The organism is Alkalibacillus silvisoli, from assembly GCF_039521975.1.
In the GTDB taxonomy this organism is placed as follows: Bacteria; Bacillota; Bacilli; order Bacillales; family Alkalibacillaceae; genus Alkalibacillus; species Alkalibacillus silvisoli.
The window spans coordinates 184,344-201,530 of sequence record NZ_BAAACZ010000003.1; the positions used below are offsets into that span (position 1 = coordinate 184,344).

The following is a 17,187-nucleotide window of genomic DNA, read 5'->3' on the forward strand; positions in this document are numbered from 1 at the left end:
TAATTAATCAAATTATAGGGCTAAATAATAGTAAACTTAACTATAAGGAGTTATGTCGGAATGGGCAAGATGACAGTGCGTTACTTTTTAGTATCTTTATTAATTAGCTATTTGATTGGTTTGATCTTTTTTGCGCCTGATTTTGATGAGAGCTCTTCAGTATATGCCTTAGAAACCGTCAATGACACTGGAGATATCGAAGAAACAGAATATCCAAATATTAATATTAGAACGGTATCACGTGAAACGGATGATTATATACTGTTTGTTCAAGCTCCTGTATTTGATCATGAGGAATTAAATGAGTTTTTTGGTGATTATGTTGAGCAAGTGATGAATCAATTCTTTCATGAAGTTGAAGAACTAGGGCGAGTTGATTCAAAAACGCCAGGTAATTTAAGTTTGAAAGTTGACATTGCGCCTGCTAATGAACAGTTATACTCTGTTATATTTAATGAGGAATCTTTTACAGGTGGCGCAAGTCTTAATCAAAAGAGTAAAGCATATATGGTTGATTTATCAAACGGTGAACTCGTTAATCGCTCGGATTTATTTGTTGATCCAGATGAAGCCAGGAGCGAACTATTCTCAATAATTGAACAACAATTAAAAGACTCTGAGCAGTATAGTGCCTATATTTTAGAAGATGAAATGGAACGCTGGTTATCACAGACTGATTACCATTTTCAGAATATGTTTGTTCGTGATGGTGATATCGTCTTTAAATTTAATAAGTATGAAGTGTTAGCAGGTGTGGCGGGAACACCTGAGGTTGAGATCCCAATCAGTTCAGTAGAGGAATTGTTTAAATCAGAGTGGTTAGAGCGACTTAAATTAGAAGATCAGACTGGACAAGACTTCTATCTATAATTTAGATTTACAGAGAAAAGAGAGCCTAATTATAGGCTCTCTTTATCTTGTTTAAAATGTTTCTAACTGATCTAAGTTGTTGCTAGGATCACCATCAGCAACACCTCGGATTGTCGTGCGTCCGTTTCGTGCTTTTCCGACTGTAACATCATTAACTTCACCTTGTTCAACTAAAGCCAATGCTTCATTATAGTCTAAAACATTCCCATCAGCTGTTTTAAAATGTGTCATGTCTCCATCTGCATTGTGGCGAACTGCGACAAATTGTATTGCCATCACGGATCCCCTCCTTGCCGTTATTTTTAGCGTGGAGGGGGTGTTTTATACAGTTATTGTGCTCTAGAAGTTATTGGGTACAAGATTTAAGAGGTAGAAATAAAACAATAACTTTAATGTTTTGTGTGCTCATTAATAAATTGTTCCAATTCTTCTTGTGTAGGAGAGGAACGTGCACCTTTCTTTGTGACATTAAAAGCAGCCACCGCATTGGCTTTAGATAAACTAGTGGAAAGGTCGTTCCTCATCAATCTGGATGCTATAAATCCTGCGTTATAAGTATCACCTGCACCTAGAGTATCGACGACATTGGCAGGGTAAGCCCCTGATTTTATAATCTTTGGACCTTGGATAGCAATTGACCCCTGATCTCCCATGCGAACAATTAAGACTCTATCTTTTGAAGAAAACTGTTTTGCACTATCTAACCAGTTTTTTTGTGGGTGAAGATAGTAAAATTCATCTTCACCGGAGCCAAGGACGTAATCACTATACTTAATGGTTTCGATGATTGCGTTTTTATAATCTGGATCAATTTCGTCCGTTACTCTTAAATTTAAATCAAATGATGTCGGAATACTCCTCTTTTTAGCTTGTTTAAATATATTTATAATCGAATGGCGAGCAGACGTGTCATCAATCATTGATATGCCTGATGAATGAATCCATGTTGCATTATGAATAGCGTTATCGTCAATTTGGCTTAAGTCTAACTTTTGAAACCCTAGATCATTTTTGGGCCAGATAAAAGGGTGTCTCTCTCCTAATGGATCAATAAAAGCAAATGTGGAAAATGTATTGACTTGTCGATCTACGATGAGGTGATCAATATTTACCCCTTCGTTTTTGAAGTCATCTATTACTTGTTTCCCTTGTGCGTCATCGCCTATCGTACCTAGAAAGGAAGTGTTTATACCTAACCGTTTCAGTGATACTGCTGTATTGGCAGATGTACCACCTCCAATGATGAATGGTTCTTTAAAATCAGTTTTATTATCTTTCTGTATTTTAGGTAAGTGGACAATTATATCAACACCAGCATCACCAATGACTAGGACATTTTGTGTTTTATTTTTCTTATGCATTTTGAGCAGCCCTAACGAAAGCTTTAACTTTACTAGGGTCTTTAATTCTTTTTTCATCTTTAGGGGAATCGTAGTTAGTAGAAGTAAATGAATCAACACCGTACGGATTGGAGATTCGTATGGCTTCAGCAACATTTTCGCTTGATAATCCCCCAGCAATAATGCAAGGAACATTAGTTGATTCAATGATAGCTTTATCGATATTCCAATCATGTACTTTTCCGGTAGCGCCTATTACTTCCTCTGACATTGACTTTGTATCAATTAGAAAATAATCAGAAACGGACTCATACTCTTTTGCATAATTAAGGGCTTTTTGATTCTCTAATGGGATGCCAGAGTAAACTGGGATGGCTTGCATAATTTTCAAGTCATTACAATGACGTTTAATCGTTTTGATTTGTTCTGGTGCTATTGCTTCTATATCACCTGATAAATGTAGGACGTCTGGTTTCACTATTGATAGATTTTCTATGATTTCATCAACATCCTCAGATATAGTTAACCCGATTTTTAATACATCAGATGGGACGATTTCAAAAACCTTTTTAGCCTCTTCACACGTTAAGTGGCCAGGGTATTGAGGGTTTTTGGCATATGGAACTCCGATGTGATCTGCCCCAGATTCAATGACGTTTATAGCATCTTCTTTTGATCGAATTTCATAAATTTGCACCTTCATTCGTTAATTCTCTCCTTTATATTGTTTATTATGTTTAACTTTATAGTTTCTATTGTACCATCTATATTCTGAATATTTAAACTTTTTTGAGTTGTGGTAATTTCAGCAATTTATTAAGATAATTAAAAAGGCGCAGAGTGACTTCTGCGCCTTAAAAATATTAAATATTAAATTCTTAATATGTCATCAGCCATTTTACTGAACTCGTTGTTCTAGTTGTGTATGATAAAGGTCTGCATACTTTTCGCCATGTTTAACCAGCTCTTTATGTGAACCTTTTTCGATGATCTTACCATGTTCAAGCATAATGATCTGATCAGCATTTTGAATGGTGTTGAGTCTATGGGCAATCACAAAGCTCGTTCTGTCTTTCATTAATCGTTGTAAGGCTTCTTGGATTTTGATTTCAGTTACCGTATCAATACTACTTGTTGCTTCATCTAAAATTAATATTTTAGGATCAGAAAGAATGACTCGACCAATCGTTAGTAATTGCTTTTGTCCTTGACTGATCCCGCTGCCATCAGAGTCTAATACAGTATCGTATTGATTAGGTAGCTTCATAATAAAAGAATGAGCATTTGCTTTCTTTGCGGCATCTACAACTTCATCGTCACTTGCATCCAATTTACCATAACGGATATTCTCTCTGATTGTTCCTTCAAAGAGAAACGCATCTTGTAGTACAAAGCCCATATATTGTCTCAAACTTGACCGTTTAATTTTTTGAATATCTGTTTCATCTAATAAAACCCTTCCTTTGTCATAGTTATAAAAACGTGACATGAGGTTAATAATGGTCGTTTTACCGGCTCCTGTGTGGCCAACGAAAGCTACAGTACTACCAGCATTTGCTTTAAATGAGACATCATTAAGTACGACTTCATCTTCATCATAAGAGAAGGTGACATTTTGAAACTCAATATTTCCTTCAGGTTCGTCGATTTCGATTGCTTCTTGTTCATCTAATTCTTCACTATCTTCATCGATAATATCGAAAACACGTTCAGCGCCGGCTACAGCGGTTAACAGTTGATTGAATTGGTTTGATAGTTCGTTTAATGGTCGTGTGAACTGTCTTGCAAGTTCAGTGAAGATAACGATTGTTCCAACTGTGACCATGCCATTAATTGCAAATATACTTCCAACAAAGGCAATGATGGCAAACCCAAACGAGTTAAGCATGTTCATTAGCTTAGGGATAAACCCTGAAAATACAGCCGCCCAATAACTTGCTCGCATCACATCATCGTTTCTTTGCTCGAATTCATTTGTGACACGGTTTTCTTGGGAGAATGTTTTAACAATTCTTTGACCTGAAATCGTTTCTTCAACATAACCATTCATTTCACCAATGCGTCGTTGTTGGATTTTGAATAATGGTCCAGTTCGTTTGGTAATCCATTTCATCCCAAACACCATCATTGGAATAATTGTTAATGTTACGACTGTTAATAATGGACTTAGATAAAACATGACAGCAACCGTTCCAACAAGTGTAAGTATACTTTGGAAGATTTGAATGACTGATTGATTCAGCGTATTACTAATATTATCAACGTCATTGGTCACACGGCTCATAATTTCGCCGAACTGCCTTTTATCAAAGAATTTAATCGGAAGTTCATGCAGTTTATTAAATAGCTGTGAACGTAAGCGGTAAACGGTATTTTGGGCAATGCCAATCATGAAAAAATTCTGCAAAAAGATCGCCAATGAGTAACCGAAATAAATGAGTAAAAGAAGCACAATTAATGTGCCAATTCCCTCTTGTTGGCGCTCGACAATAAAGTCATCTACACCCATTCCGATCATATAAGGGCCAAGTAAGGAGAAAGCAGAGCTAAATACGACCATCAAGATTACAAAGAGTAGAAGCCAATTTTCACTTAGTAAGTACTTCCAAATCCGTTTAACTGTTCCCTTCCAATTACGGACCTTTGGCTTAGCGTGTTCATCAACTTGCTCAGCTTCATTTAAATCAATTTTTTCATATTGAAAAGGTTCTTTTAATTTGTCTTTAAAGCTCATGGACTTCTTCCTTTCCAAACTGTGACTCAACAATTTCCAGGTACATATTAGAGTGCTTGAGAAGTTCTTGGTGAGTACCTGAGGCTAACAATTCACCATCATCTACTAAGATAATCTTCTCTGCATTCATCGCAGTAGTAATTTTTTGCGTGACAATGAGCGTTGTACATTCATATTTAGAGATGGCTTCAAGTAATTTAGCTTCCGTTTTAAGGTCTAAAGCACTTGTGCTATCATCAAGCATTAATATTTTGGGTTCTCTAACGAATGCTCGTGCAATCGAGACACGTTGCTTTTGGCCACCGGATAAGTTAACCCCTTTTTGACCAATTTTCGTATCGTAGCCATTAGGTAGTTCGACAATTGCATTGTGGATTTGTGCATCTTTAGCTGCCTGAATGACTTCATCTTTTGTTGCGTCGTTTTTCCCCCAAGCGATATTGTCATAAATCGACCCTGTAAATAGTAGAGGCGCTTGTGGAACATAGCCAATGGCTTTTCTTAAATTGTCTAGTTTAAGTGAACGAACATCATTTCCATCAATGTAAACAGTACCTTCAGTCACATCATATAAACGTGGGATTAGTTGAAATAGTGATGATTTACCTGCCCCTGTAGCACCAATAATCGCAATTTTTTCTTGTCCACGTGCAGTAAAACTAATATCTGAAAGAACATTTTCTTTGGAGTTAGGGTATCTAAATGTGACGTGGTCAAACTCGACTTTACCATCTGTGATTCTTTTTGATGGGTTAGCATCTACCGCCTCAACTAAATCGATATCAGCAATGAAAACATTCTTTAACCTTACAGCTGAAGCTTTTGCCCTGGCAAAGGCCATTGTTAAAAAGCCAAACATAGAAATCGCCATTGATACACGTAAGGCATAGTTAATAATGGCAACGATCTCACCTTCAGTAGCGTTGTTATTATTGACCTCAGCATATCCAAACCAAAGAATAAACAATAAACTTAGATTCATAACAAGTAGCAAGATAGGCATAGACGTTTCAATTAAACGAAGTGATTTTTTCATTTCCGTCATTAAGCCAGTATTTGCACCTACGAAGCGGTCTTGTTCATGGTCACGACGAAGAAAGGCTTTGATTAATCGAATGCCTGCTAAGTTCTCTTGCATAACGCGGTTTACGTTGTCGAGTCTAGCTTGCACCTTTTCGAATAGTTGACTGCCTTTTTTCAGTACCCATGTTAAGAAAAATAGTAGAATAGGCACTGAAATTAAGAAAATGAGTGCAATGCGCCAATTGACGATAAAGGCCATAGTGACACCGCCAAGAACTAGGAGTGGGGCTCTTAACATAATTCTCAAGGCCATAAATACGCCATTTTGTACTTGTCTGACATCATTAGTGAATCGTGTAATTAGAGAAGATGTCGGGTATTCATTCAGGTTTTTAAATGAAAAGGATTGAACTTTTTCAAATAGCTTTCCACGCACATCATAGCCGAATTTAAAGGTGACATGAGCGGCGAAAAAGGAATTGCCGATACCAGCTGCAAAAGATAGTAACGCAAGGCCAATCATTATAGCACCCCAAAAAACGACATTGTTTATGTCCTGTACTAAAATGCCTTCATCGACCATTCTCATTAATATGAATGGAAGCATTAATTCAACACCAAGTTCAATTAACATAAGTGCCCAAGCAATGATCATATGAAAGCGATAAGGTAATAAGTTTTTTAAGACATGGATCATAATTAATAGCCTCCAGCGGTTACGGTATATATTAGGTTTGGATTAATAGTTATTTGATATTATTCGTTTTATATTTTATCGTGAAATTAATAATAACCATAGAAAAAACTAAATTTTCTTATTTTTTCTGCTAGTCTTATATGTAGGCTGTTTTTGCAGAGTTTGTTGCTATAGCTACCGCAGTCGAAATACACTTAGCTTTCCGTGGGTGAGCGGTGAGCCTCCTCGCTAACACTGCGGGGTCTCACCTGTCTCACATCTCCCAACAGGAGTCTCCGTGTATTTCGACTGCTTGTGAAGTGCCTATAATCAAATTTAATTTTTAAAAAACAACAATCATTTAAAAAACTGTCTGTATGTATTATTAAGGGATGCGAAATATATTTATATATTACCATAATTTGAGGGTGAACCAATAGAGAAGAATTTGGAGTAAAAGGGAATGGCGGTCGTTAAAACTCGACCAATTGAGTACTTTTGACGATAAGCAATTAATGAGCGGAGAATGTTGAAGTAGCGATAAAAAATCATCTAAAACGAGTTCAGTAATGGTGAGGTGTCGGAAAATATATCCCCTAACGTTTTCTTTACAAAAAGTGTATAATAGAGTAGTAATCATGTATAGGACAACGGAGGAGAACTAAATAGAATGGATGACATAGTCCGATATTTGCAAGATCAAGAAGACGAAATGGTGTCATTACTACGAGAGTTAGTATTAATAGAATCACCATCTAATGCCCCAGATTTAACTGAAAAAATGGGCAATTATTTAAGTGACAAGTTTGTTGAGTTGACTGGCGGAACTTTCACAAAGCTAGCAAGTGATGAATATTCACCTCACATTCGTGCTGAATGGGGAGAAGGAGAAAGGCAGCTATTAATCATTACGCACTTCGATACAGTTTGGCCTGAAGGAACGCTAGAAGATATGCCGTTTGAAATAAAAGACGGGAAGGTTTATGGTCCTGGAACGTTTGATATGAAAGGCGGTATTGTTCAAGCTTTATATGCTATTCGGGCGTTGAAGGACTTGAATAAATCAATTAACAAGAAGATTGTGTTAATGATGACGAGTGATGAAGAATTAGGAAGTCCAACGTCAAAAGATTATATTATGAAAGAAGCTGAAAAAAGTGATGCCGTATTCGTATTGGAACCTTCACAAGGAAGCCAAGGCGCTTTAAAAACAGCACGTAAAGGTGTTGGAACTTATGATATAACCATTCATGGTGTGTCATCACATGCTGGTATTGAACCAGAAAAGGGCGCGAGTGCTATTGAAGAATTAGCTGAACAAATCACATATTTGTCAAACTTAACAGACTTAGATAAAGGAACGACAGTGAATGTTGGAATCATTGATGGTGGATCATCGAAGAACGTCATTGCTGAAGAAGCGCATGCCGTTGTCGATGTCCGTGTTCAGACACAAGAAGAAATGGACCGTGTCGTGCCGCTAATTGAACATCTAAAGCCACATGATAAAGATATTCAAATTGATATAGAAGGTGAAATTTATCGCCCACCACTAGAGCGAACTGATGAAATAGAGGACTTATTTGATAAAGCGAGCGAATTAGCACGTGATTATTTAGACTTTGAGCTTGAAGAAGAATCAACAGGTGGCGGGAGTGATGCCAACTTTACAGCTTCATTATCACCTACTCTTGATGGGTTAGGTGCTGTTGGTGATGGAGCTCACGCCCAGCATGAGCATTTAGTGATTCATGAAATGCCGAGGCGGAGTGCTTTGTTGGCTATGTTGTTGTTTTCAAGCTGATGAAAAACGCTCGCAATTTTATCATAGGAATGTGTGTTCGTGAATCCTTTAGGCTACCGCCTAACTGAAATTCATCTCCACCTTATCGCCTAAGCTTTACCCTGCACACGATTGAAGATGGAGACTTCTTTTAGAAATAAGTTAAAAGTAGTTCAATTTGGGAGACAAAAGTACAATTTGTCTCCTTAAATTGAACTTTCTTTATATAAGAGATCGATTTGTTAACTAAAGGTGAAAACTGAATGTCATGTTAAAATGAGTTAAAGAATGTCATGTGAATCGAAAGCGTATTAGTTTTAGAACAAAACTGTTACACATTTCTATAACTAACAATTTAGAAGGGGTGTCATATGATCCACCTTAAGTCTGTTCAATTGGAAATTGATCATCAGGATATAGACACCCATACAATTTACCTGTTTTGAAAAATACGGGGAACATTCAGTTTAATAAACCTGTTACTTTATTGGTTGGAGAGAATGATACTGGGAAGTCTACTTTACTTGAAGGTATAGCTGCTAGCGCTGAGAGTATTTTAATCGATGGGGAAAGTGTTGAGTCTTTAGCATTTGAGGAGTTGAAGAATAAATGAAAATTAATTTGGTCCATTAAGACAAGAAGAGGATTTTACTTTAGAGCAAATGATTTTACTAATTTTATAAAAATGTTAGAAGATATAAAACAGGAATCTAGACAAACAATCAATGATATCTCAGCTAGAGGGAAGAGTAACCTTGAGGCCATGCCACACGCTCGCACCTTATATGATTTGGAAAAGTTATATGGGGAAGGGTTAGAATATCTTTCACACGGAGAGAGTTTTTTGAATTTATTTCAAGCCAGATTTCAGCCTAAGGGGTTGTATATTTTAGATGAGCCAGAAGCTCCATTATCACCTTTAAAGCAATTGACTCTTATTTCAATGATTAAAGAGATGATAACAGAAAACGCCCAATTCATTATAGCTACACATTCACCTATACTTATGGCAATTCCGGAAGCCGAAATACTCTCTATTGAAAATGGGACACTTAAGAAGGTTAGCTATGATGAATTAGAACATGTCACTCTAACTAGGGATTTCTTAAATAACCCTGAAACCTTTCTCAGACACTTGTAAAATTTACGAACGATCCTTAGAAATAGGCAATTTATTAACGTGTTAATAGCGCCAGCCTCTTTTATGTATTAAAAGACATTAACCTTCGTCCAATGCTATAATGATTGATAATCAAATAACTAAAGGGAGTCAGTCATATGTTGTATAAGCACCCCTATGTCATTCTTAGGCGTGAGATTGACCAAATTGATCTGCAACAGAAATATATCGAAGAAGAACATTTTATCTATTTATATGAAGACCGGATTGAAACGGCTGAACAAAAGTTCGACCTTAAAATTGTTTTCGACATGTCTTATAAAATGCTGTCAGCTTCATACGGCTTTTTCTATTTACATACAACAAAAGGAGTATCTACGTTTCAAATTAAGGATGAGCCTGATGAGCTCATTATTCAATTTAGAAAAGTTGAAATTAAATAATGGAGTGAGAACAATGAATAAACACGTATTATTAGTAGATGGTATGGCGCTGTTATTCCGCGCTTTTTATGCAACGGCAATGAATAATAACTTTATGATTAATAGTAAAGGGATTCCAACGAATGCGATTCACGGTTTTATCCGCCATTTATTAACATCAACAAATACATTTCAGCCATCACACGTTATTTGTTGTTGGGATATGGGGAGTCATACATTTAGAAACGATTTATATACTGAATACAAAGCTAATCGCGGTGCACCACCTGAAGAGTTAGTCCCGCAATTTGATCTCGTTAAAGAAGTAACAGAAGCGATGGACATTCCGAATGTTGGAGTAGCAGGTTTTGAAGCGGATGATTGTATTGGTACATTAGCTCAAGCTTATCAAGGTGAAGCGGATGTGACGATTTTAACGGGTGATCAAGATATTTTACAGCTTTTAGATGATGGAATTCGAGTAGCCTTATTGAAAAAAGGTTACGGTAACTATGATGTATATGAAGCGGACCGTTTCTTAGAAGAGAAAGGTATTACCCCTAAACAAATGATTGATCTTAAAGCAATGATGGGGGATTCGAGCGATAATTACCCTGGTGTTAGAGGTGTTGGTGAGAAGACAGCATTAAAGCTATTAATCAATCATGGTTCTTTAGATGCTATTTTAGACAATTTAGATTTGTTAACGAAAGCGCAAAAAACTAAATTTGAGAATGACCTCGAGATGATCCACCTTTCACGTAAATTAGCTGAAATCCATTGCGAAACTGGAGTGACGTGTGACTTAAATGGTGCCGAGTTTAAAATAAACCGCGAACGTGTTATAGATAAGTTTAACGAATTAGAATTCAAACGATTAGGTGAATACGTCTAAGAGAGATTGCATGCGTTTATGGTCTGTACATCCGAAATATTTAGATTCTAAAGGGTTAGTCGCTTTATGGCGTGAAACATTACTGGCGCAAAAAGTACTACTAGGTGAGACGAAAGGGTACCGCAACCATCCACAACGTATTCGTTTTCGCGAGCATGGACAACCTGTTGCAGCCATTGGGTCTTATTTAAATGGAATCTATGAAGAGGCATCGATGAGAGGGTACCGTTTTGATGCTACAAAAATACATTCATTTAAAGAAGTTTCCGCGATTACCTTGAATACGGGGCAATTAGCTTACGAGTGGGAGCATTTATTAAAGAAACTCGCTGAACGTTCCCCTAATTGCTATCAACAATATAAAGACTATCATGAAACGAAAGTAAAACCTCATCCCATGTTTGTTCTTAATGAAGGACCAGTTGAAGATTGGGAGCGAACACAATCTAATATGAGATAAAGAAAGGGTTTTATATGAGTCATTTAAAATTAATTAAACCAACAGCTTCATTACAAGATGCATATATGGACTTTTACCATGAATGGGTGAGTAGTGGTGAAGAAATTATTCCAGCAGCATTAAGAAAAGACCCTGCTAATTTTGATCAGCTAGTGCAACACTTATTAAATATAGAAGAAGGAATCGGTTTACAAGAAGGGTATGTCCCAGCTTCAACGAGGTGGCTAGTAGATGAAAAATATAAAATATTAGGTGCTTGTAACATTCGCCATGACTTAACGGGTCCGCTACTTGAAAGGGGCGGTCATGTTGGTTATGGTGTAAGGCCATCTGAGCGTGGGTTAGGATATGCAACGTTTATCTTGGGGGAATCTTTAAAGCTATTAAAAGCTTTAGAGGTTCCAAGAGCATTAGTAACTTGTAATGACGGGAATATCGCGTCTTTGCGGGTAATCGAAAAGAACAATGGAATGCAAGGATTGCCGTTCACTGAAGAAGATGGCAATGTTGTAAGACGCTATTGGATTGACCTTCGAGAGTAAAATGGAGGTCAGTGATAGATCGTGTATAATCCCGATATATAAGTTAAATAGTTAGGCATATAATATTAATTTTGCTATTCTTCATATAACGAATGTGTCTTGAAGGGAGATTTAATTCATGGAGCTCTTAGGAATTCATCATGTATCAGCCATGACGAAACATGCACAACAAAATGTCGACTTTTATACGGAGTTACTCGGTATGAGATTAGTTAAAAAGACAGTCAATCAAGATGATCCATCAATGTATCATTTGTTTTATGGTGATGAAGTGGGGAATCCCGGTACGGAGTTAACCTTTTTTGAAATGACACAAATTGGACAAAACCATGATGGGAATAATAGCATTTCTACAACATCATTACGAGTACCTAATAATGAAGCATTACAATATTGGGAGAAGCGGTTAACTGAAGCAGGTGTGGAACATGAAGGTATTGTTGAACAATTTGGACGAAAAGTACTGCCATTTCGTGATTTTGAAAATCAACGTCTTACGTTAGTTTCTGATGAAAATAATCAAGGTGTCTTGGCTGGTTCACCTTGGGAAAAGTCTAAGGCAAATCCAAAGCATGGCATAATTGGATTAGGTCCTATTCATTTAACGGTTCCAAACCTAGATCGAACTGAGCCTATTTTAACTAAGTTATTAAGCTTTAGTCGTTCTGGAACATATACCCACCATCAGACAGAAAAGGAAGTTGTGGTGTTTGAAACAGGTGAAGGTGGTACTGGAGCAGAACTTCATGTGCATGAACGACCTGATGTCTTAGCTGAACGTTTAGGTCGGGGTGGTGTCCATCATGTTGCGTTTCGCGTAAAGGATGAAGAAGAAATGCACCAATGGATTGATCGACTAAACAAGGCGAAAATTGGTAACTCAGGTTTTGTAGACCGTTTTTATTTTAAGTCAGTTTATTTCCGTGAACCTAATGGTATTTTATTTGAATTAGCCACTGATGGCCCAGGCTTTACGACTGATGAAGGTGAAGCAACACTTGGTGAATCATTAGCACTACCTCCATTCTTAGAAGAAAAAAGAGAACAAATCGAACGACAATTAAGTTCCATTGAATACTAAATTTTAAAAAGCCGGTTCATTCAAGTGAACTGGCTTTAATTCTATTAAGCTACATTTTTATCCAAAAACTGATACAATAAAAAAGATTAATAGATTATAGTAGGTGAACATAAACATGAAAAAAGTACACTGTCAAAATTGTCAAAAGCAAATCGAATCGAAAAAAGATTTATACACGACACAAATATTTTTCATGGTCCAAGCTTATTGTAAAAATTGTTACATAGAAAAGATTAAAAAACTCTCCTCATTAGTGGTTAGTAATACGCCATTAAATGGTAAGTATTCTAACTTTTTGGCCGCAATAACTTTGGTCGGATTAATATTAGTTTATTTTGCTGAAATACAATATATTAAAATCCCTCTAATATTAGTGTTAAGCCTCGTATTGCTAATGCGAATTTATTCTTTTGTAAGATTTGAACGTCACTTACCATTTTAAAGGTGGGGTTACGCTATGAGGTATAGTGTCTTATTAGTGTTATTTGGAGCAATCTTGTGGGGGACAACAGGAACAGCTCAAGCTTTGGCACCTGAATCAAGCCCATTAGTTGTAGGTGCATTACGATTATTAATTGGTGGTGGCTCTTTAATTTTACTAATCGTTATTCAAAATCGTTTATCGATTAAAGGGATACCCAAAAAGGCATTGTTAATTAGTGCTTTAGCGATGGCATTGTATCAACCATTTTTCTTTTCAGGTGTTGATTTGACAGGGGTTGCAATTGGTACAGTTGTTGCTATTTGTAGTGCACCGGTCTTTGCAGGTATAATGGAAGGATTTATACATAAACGACTCCCTGACCGTGTTTGGGTAGTATCTACGGTACTTGCCTTAATTGGGTGTGTTTTATTGTTCCAATCTGGTGAAGAGGTCACTTTCGATTTACTAGGGATGGTTTTTTCATTGTTGGCAGGTTTAGCATTTGCTATTTATACATTTGTAAGTAAAGACCTTGTGACAAACTATCCACCTGATGTCGTGGTGGCCGTTGTCTTTAGTACAGCTGCAGTGTTCTTATTGCCTATTTTGTTTATCTATGATTTAAGCTTTGCATTTCAACTTTCCGGGGCTATTAGCATGTTACACCTTGGATTGATTGCTACAGCTGTAGCTTATTTGTTGTTTGCAAGAGGGTTAAAAGGAGTACCTGCTTCGATGGCTGTAACTTTAGCATTAGCTGAACCAGTCACAGCTTTCCTACTTGGTATTTTACTACTTGGTGAGCCATTAACTGTTTTATCAGGATTTGGTTTATTTTTATTAGTTGTCGGTTTAGTTCTACTCGCTAACAAGCCCAAAATATTATCTAGGATTGAAGCTAAAAAACAGTGAAGCATTACGTAAGAACGCTTAGCTTCACTGTTTTTCATTCCAGCGTCTGTCAAAACCGGTGACTAAGCTAGTTAAAAAGTAGCCAATCAAAGTGTATATTAAAAATGCAAATATTGCTGAGAATTCGATGACAAATGTACCATCTAGCACAGTAGATGGGAAGATCCCTTCAAAAGGGTTTAATAGAGGTTCACTCGTCGTATAAACCCATTCGACAAAAGGTGCTGCCTCGGCTGCACCAAATAGTTTAAGTATGATTCGGACTCCTAGAATTAACTGAACAACACCGATAACGATATTAATTAAGTGATTAATAAATCCAATTCCTTTCATGGTAATACCCTCCTTATTAATTTTATGTTCCGCAATGTTTTGATTATTAAACTTAAATGGAGTCTTGAATTTAAATCTTCATTTAAAAATGTGCATTTATTATTTGCTAAATCCCATTTGCTGCATAAGATAATTTATATATTGTTTATGTTTTATCTGATAGTTTGAAGAAGGGAGTTTCTTGTCGTGGGTTTAAATGATGAGATTTTTCTAAAAAATGAACGACAAGTGAGTTTATATGACCGCGCAAAACGTATATGTGAACAGGTTGAACAACATGCCCAAACAGCAGATCAACAAGCACGGTTTCTAGATCAAACGTTGAAAATCTTAAAACGGTACGGATACTTATCGATTGTCTTACCAGAGCAATATGGTGGTGAGGATTTAAGCTTATATGAGTGGTTATTTATGCAAGAAAAGATTGCAGAAGGTGATGGAGCAACAGCCTTATCAGTTGGGTGGCATCTTGGTTTATTAATGGAGATTAAAACAGAAGGTATTTGGTCTAATCCAGTTTATGAAGCCATTGCAGAAGAGGCGAGTAATCAAAAGCTCTTTAATCGTGCTTCGACTGAACGTAATACAGGAAGTCCAACACGTGGTGGTCAGCCTGAAACGACAGCTGTTTTTAAAGATAACCATTACATCATTAATGGTCGTAAAACATTCACAACAATGGCAGAAAAGTTGGATTACGCTTTAGTATCAGCTTATGTACCAGACACAGAAGAGGTGGCTTGGTTTTTAGTTGATTTGTTAAAAGAAGGTATATCAATAGACCACACTTGGGATACATTAGGCATGAGAGGAACGGGTAGTGATGACCTTGTATTAGATGAAGTTTTGGTTTCTAAAGACCGGTATGTTGAACCAGTTAGTGGGAAAAAAATGCCTAAAGCATGGCTGTTACATATTCCAGCATGTTATTTAGGTATAGCACAAGCCGCCTTAAAAGAAGCGGTATCCTTTGCACAACAATTTCAGCCCAATAGTTTAAACCATCCAATTGCTAAGACGCACCAAGTCAGACAAAAGCTTGGTGAGATGGGCCTACTTTTAATGCGTTCGCGTCATTTATTATATGACTTAGCCCAACGTTTTGATGATGATCTTGAGAAAAGGTCGTTATTAGCTAATGAACTAGCTATGGTTAAAGTGAGCATTACCAATGATGCCGAACGTGTTGTCGATCTTGCTATGCGTATTGCTGGTGGAAGAGGTTTATCAAAAACGTATAATTTTGAAAGGTATTACCGGGATGTTAGAGCAGGCTTACACAATCCGCCGTTAGATGATTTAGTTTATGAACAATTAGCTTCCTCTGCCTTAGGTGAGAAATAAACTTGTCACGTTAATTAAAGCACTTTATAATGAAGGAAACAGTAATTATAAGGAGTAGCGAGGTATGACTACCATATTAATTATTTCAATTGTGATCGTCATTGTTGTTACGGTATTAACAATTGTTGCGATTTCAAAAGGATATGCTTATGAACATCAAATCGATCCATTACCGAACGAGGGAACAAGTGGAGGAGAAAGTCAATCCATTAATAGGCAAAAGAAAAACGAGGACAGTTAGGTGTCCTCGTTTTTATATCGGGGTTAGTCAATAACAAAATGGTTAAAGAAAGCTTCGAAGTCTTCATCTGGAGCTGCTCCGACGATGCGGTTGACTTCCTCTCCATTCTCATAATGGACAACAGTTGGTGTGCTTTCTAAACCATAGTCTTGCCAACCTTGTTCATGTTCTAATAGGTTGTATAAGACTAAGTCAATATCCATCTCTTCAGCTAAAGGCACTAAGCGAGGTGTCGTTTCTAAACAGTACTGACATTCAGGGCTGTAGAAGTAGACTGTAACACCTTCTTCATTTTCAAGCTTAGTCTCTAGTTCATTAGGTGAAACTTCATTATCATACAGTGGGTCATCAGTTGTATCATTCTGTGAATCAGTTAATAAGATTAATGCGATAAATAAAACGACTACAACTGCAGCGAATATAATTAATTTCTTCAAGATTAGTCCTCCTTTGAATATTTAAACCCTAGTAAGCTCATAATTAAAATCAACGTAAATGCTATCCCAGCTAGGAAAGGTATTGTGATAACTCCGCCCCAATTAATATATTGAGCAATACAAGATACTTGTCCGCACGCAGGAGACGAGTCTTGTAGAAATGTTACTTTTTGAATCGCGTAATGATACCAAGATGTCAAAAAGCCGATTGCAGAAAATACAATTCCATAAATGAAGGTGTTTCGGTCTTTTAAAATGATCCCGATTAAAAAGATGATGACAAGCGGATACATGATGATCCGTTGATACCAACATAATAAACACGGTTCATAATGGCGTATTTCAGAAAAGTAAAGCGAGCCAAGGGTGGCAACTAAGGCGACAACCCAACTATAAACCGCTAAATTCTCTGCTTTCTTTTTCATATATTAATCCCCTAACCATTTTACTTAAAATACCTTTATATATAGAAATTATAGTATGAATCGTTACATAAAGTAAGTAATTTGTTTGAACATTTTCTAACTAAATCAAAATAGTGTATGATAAT

20 protein-coding genes are annotated in these 17,187 nt (G+C 36.7%); 12 read left to right on the forward strand and 8 right to left on the reverse strand.

Annotated elements, in window-relative coordinates:
* Positions 1 to 60 precede the first annotated feature (60 nt).
* A complete protein-coding gene (locus ABDZ63_RS01655) occupies positions 61 to 870 on the forward strand; it encodes an RsiV family protein (RefSeq protein ID WP_343781344.1) in 810 nt (269 codons plus the stop codon).
* Between the two features lie 51 nt (positions 871 to 921).
* Here the strand turns inward: ABDZ63_RS01655 and ABDZ63_RS01660 are convergent, their stop codons facing one another.
* The 5 genes from ABDZ63_RS01660 to ABDZ63_RS01680 form a co-directional block, all read right to left on the reverse strand.
* On the reverse strand, positions 922 to 1,146 hold the full coding sequence (locus ABDZ63_RS01660) for a DUF3892 domain-containing protein (protein WP_343781345.1): 225 nt from the start codon (positions 1,144 to 1,146) through the stop codon (positions 922 to 924).
* 113 nt (positions 1,147 to 1,259) lie between these two features.
* A complete protein-coding gene (locus ABDZ63_RS01665; RefSeq protein ID WP_343781347.1) occupies positions 1,260 to 2,231 on the reverse strand; it encodes a carbohydrate kinase family protein in 972 nt (323 codons plus the stop codon).
* Positions 2,224 to 2,913, reverse strand: coding sequence for a phosphoribosylanthranilate isomerase (locus ABDZ63_RS01670; protein ID WP_343781349.1), 690 nt, complete (start codon positions 2,911 to 2,913; stop codon positions 2,224 to 2,226). The genes ABDZ63_RS01665 and ABDZ63_RS01670 overlap by 8 nt, the downstream gene beginning before the upstream one ends.
* Positions 2,914 to 3,108: 195 nt before the next feature.
* Positions 3,109 to 4,944: an ABC transporter ATP-binding protein gene (locus ABDZ63_RS01675; RefSeq protein ID WP_343781350.1), complete on the reverse strand. Its 1,836-nt coding sequence runs from the start codon at positions 4,942 to 4,944 to the stop codon at positions 3,109 to 3,111.
* Complete coding sequence (locus ABDZ63_RS01680) at positions 4,934 to 6,664, reverse strand: ABC transporter ATP-binding protein (RefSeq protein WP_343781351.1); 1,731 nt, start codon at positions 6,662 to 6,664, stop codon at positions 4,934 to 4,936. Before ABDZ63_RS01680 ends, ABDZ63_RS01675 begins: the two co-directional genes overlap by 11 nt.
* A 649-nt stretch (positions 6,665 to 7,313) precedes the next feature.
* On the opposite strand from ABDZ63_RS01680, the gene ABDZ63_RS01685 reads away from it, so the two are divergent.
* The 9 genes from ABDZ63_RS01685 to ABDZ63_RS01725 all read left to right on the forward strand — a co-directional run bounded on the left by ABDZ63_RS01685 (position 7,314) and on the right by ABDZ63_RS01725 (position 14,282).
* Positions 7,314 to 8,447: a M20 family metallopeptidase gene (locus ABDZ63_RS01685; protein WP_343781353.1), complete on the forward strand. Its 1,134-nt coding sequence runs from the start codon at positions 7,314 to 7,316 to the stop codon at positions 8,445 to 8,447.
* A 421-nt stretch (positions 8,448 to 8,868) separates the two neighbouring features.
* Positions 8,869 to 9,039 carry an AAA family ATPase gene (locus ABDZ63_RS01690; RefSeq protein ID WP_343781354.1) on the forward strand — a complete coding sequence of 57 codons (171 nt, stop codon included), beginning with the start codon at positions 8,869 to 8,871 and terminating at the stop codon, positions 9,037 to 9,039.
* Between the two features lie 72 nt (positions 9,040 to 9,111).
* Positions 9,112 to 9,567 (forward strand): AAA family ATPase, encoded by a 456-nt coding sequence (locus ABDZ63_RS01695; RefSeq protein WP_343781356.1) that lies wholly within the window; start codon positions 9,112 to 9,114, stop codon positions 9,565 to 9,567.
* A 137-nt stretch (positions 9,568 to 9,704) separates the two neighbouring features.
* On the forward strand, positions 9,705 to 9,989 hold the full coding sequence (locus ABDZ63_RS01700) for a hypothetical protein (RefSeq protein ID WP_343781357.1): 285 nt from the start codon (positions 9,705 to 9,707) through the stop codon (positions 9,987 to 9,989).
* A 13-nt stretch (positions 9,990 to 10,002) separates the two neighbouring features.
* Positions 10,003 to 10,863, forward strand: a complete 861-nt coding sequence (locus ABDZ63_RS01705) for a 5'-3' exonuclease (protein WP_343781358.1) — start codon at positions 10,003 to 10,005, stop codon at positions 10,861 to 10,863.
* 10 nt (positions 10,864 to 10,873) lie between these two features.
* On the forward strand, positions 10,874 to 11,323 hold the full coding sequence (locus tag ABDZ63_RS01710) for a pyrimidine dimer DNA glycosylase/endonuclease V (protein WP_343781360.1): 450 nt from the start codon (positions 10,874 to 10,876) through the stop codon (positions 11,321 to 11,323).
* A 14-nt stretch (positions 11,324 to 11,337) separates the two neighbouring features.
* Entirely contained in the window at positions 11,338 to 11,865 is a 528-nt protein-coding gene (locus ABDZ63_RS01715) for a GNAT family N-acetyltransferase (RefSeq protein ID WP_343781361.1), read from the forward strand.
* A 118-nt stretch (positions 11,866 to 11,983) separates the two neighbouring features.
* Positions 11,984 to 12,946: a ring-cleaving dioxygenase gene (locus ABDZ63_RS01720; protein WP_343781362.1), complete on the forward strand. Its 963-nt coding sequence runs from the start codon at positions 11,984 to 11,986 to the stop codon at positions 12,944 to 12,946.
* 457 nt (positions 12,947 to 13,403) lie between these two features.
* Positions 13,404 to 14,282, forward strand: a complete 879-nt coding sequence (locus ABDZ63_RS01725) for a DMT family transporter (protein ID WP_343781363.1) — start codon at positions 13,404 to 13,406, stop codon at positions 14,280 to 14,282.
* A gap of 24 nt (positions 14,283 to 14,306) precedes the next feature.
* Here the strand turns inward: ABDZ63_RS01725 and ABDZ63_RS01730 are convergent, their stop codons facing one another.
* Entirely contained in the window at positions 14,307 to 14,615 is a 309-nt protein-coding gene (locus tag ABDZ63_RS01730) for a YggT family protein (protein ID WP_343781365.1), read from the reverse strand.
* Positions 14,616 to 14,801: 186 nt separating this feature from the next.
* Here ABDZ63_RS01730 and ABDZ63_RS01735 point away from each other — a divergent pair, with 186 nt between their 5' ends.
* Both ABDZ63_RS01735 and ytzI read left to right on the forward strand, forming a co-directional pair.
* Complete coding sequence (locus ABDZ63_RS01735; protein ID WP_343781367.1) at positions 14,802 to 15,959, forward strand: acyl-CoA dehydrogenase family protein; 1,158 nt, start codon at positions 14,802 to 14,804, stop codon at positions 15,957 to 15,959.
* A gap of 64 nt (positions 15,960 to 16,023) precedes the next feature.
* Positions 16,024 to 16,200: a YtzI protein gene (gene ytzI / locus ABDZ63_RS01740; RefSeq protein WP_343781368.1), complete on the forward strand. Its 177-nt coding sequence runs from the start codon at positions 16,024 to 16,026 to the stop codon at positions 16,198 to 16,200.
* A gap of 23 nt (positions 16,201 to 16,223) precedes the next feature.
* On the opposite strand, the gene ABDZ63_RS01745 is transcribed toward ytzI, so the two are convergent.
* Positions 16,224 to 16,637: a thioredoxin family protein gene (locus ABDZ63_RS01745; protein ID WP_343781369.1), complete on the reverse strand. Its 414-nt coding sequence runs from the start codon at positions 16,635 to 16,637 to the stop codon at positions 16,224 to 16,226.
* Between the two features lie 2 nt (positions 16,638 to 16,639).
* Positions 16,640 to 17,062, reverse strand: coding sequence for a disulfide oxidoreductase (locus tag ABDZ63_RS01750; RefSeq protein WP_343781371.1), 423 nt, complete (start codon positions 17,060 to 17,062; stop codon positions 16,640 to 16,642).
* Positions 17,063 to 17,187: the final 125 nt, after the last annotated feature.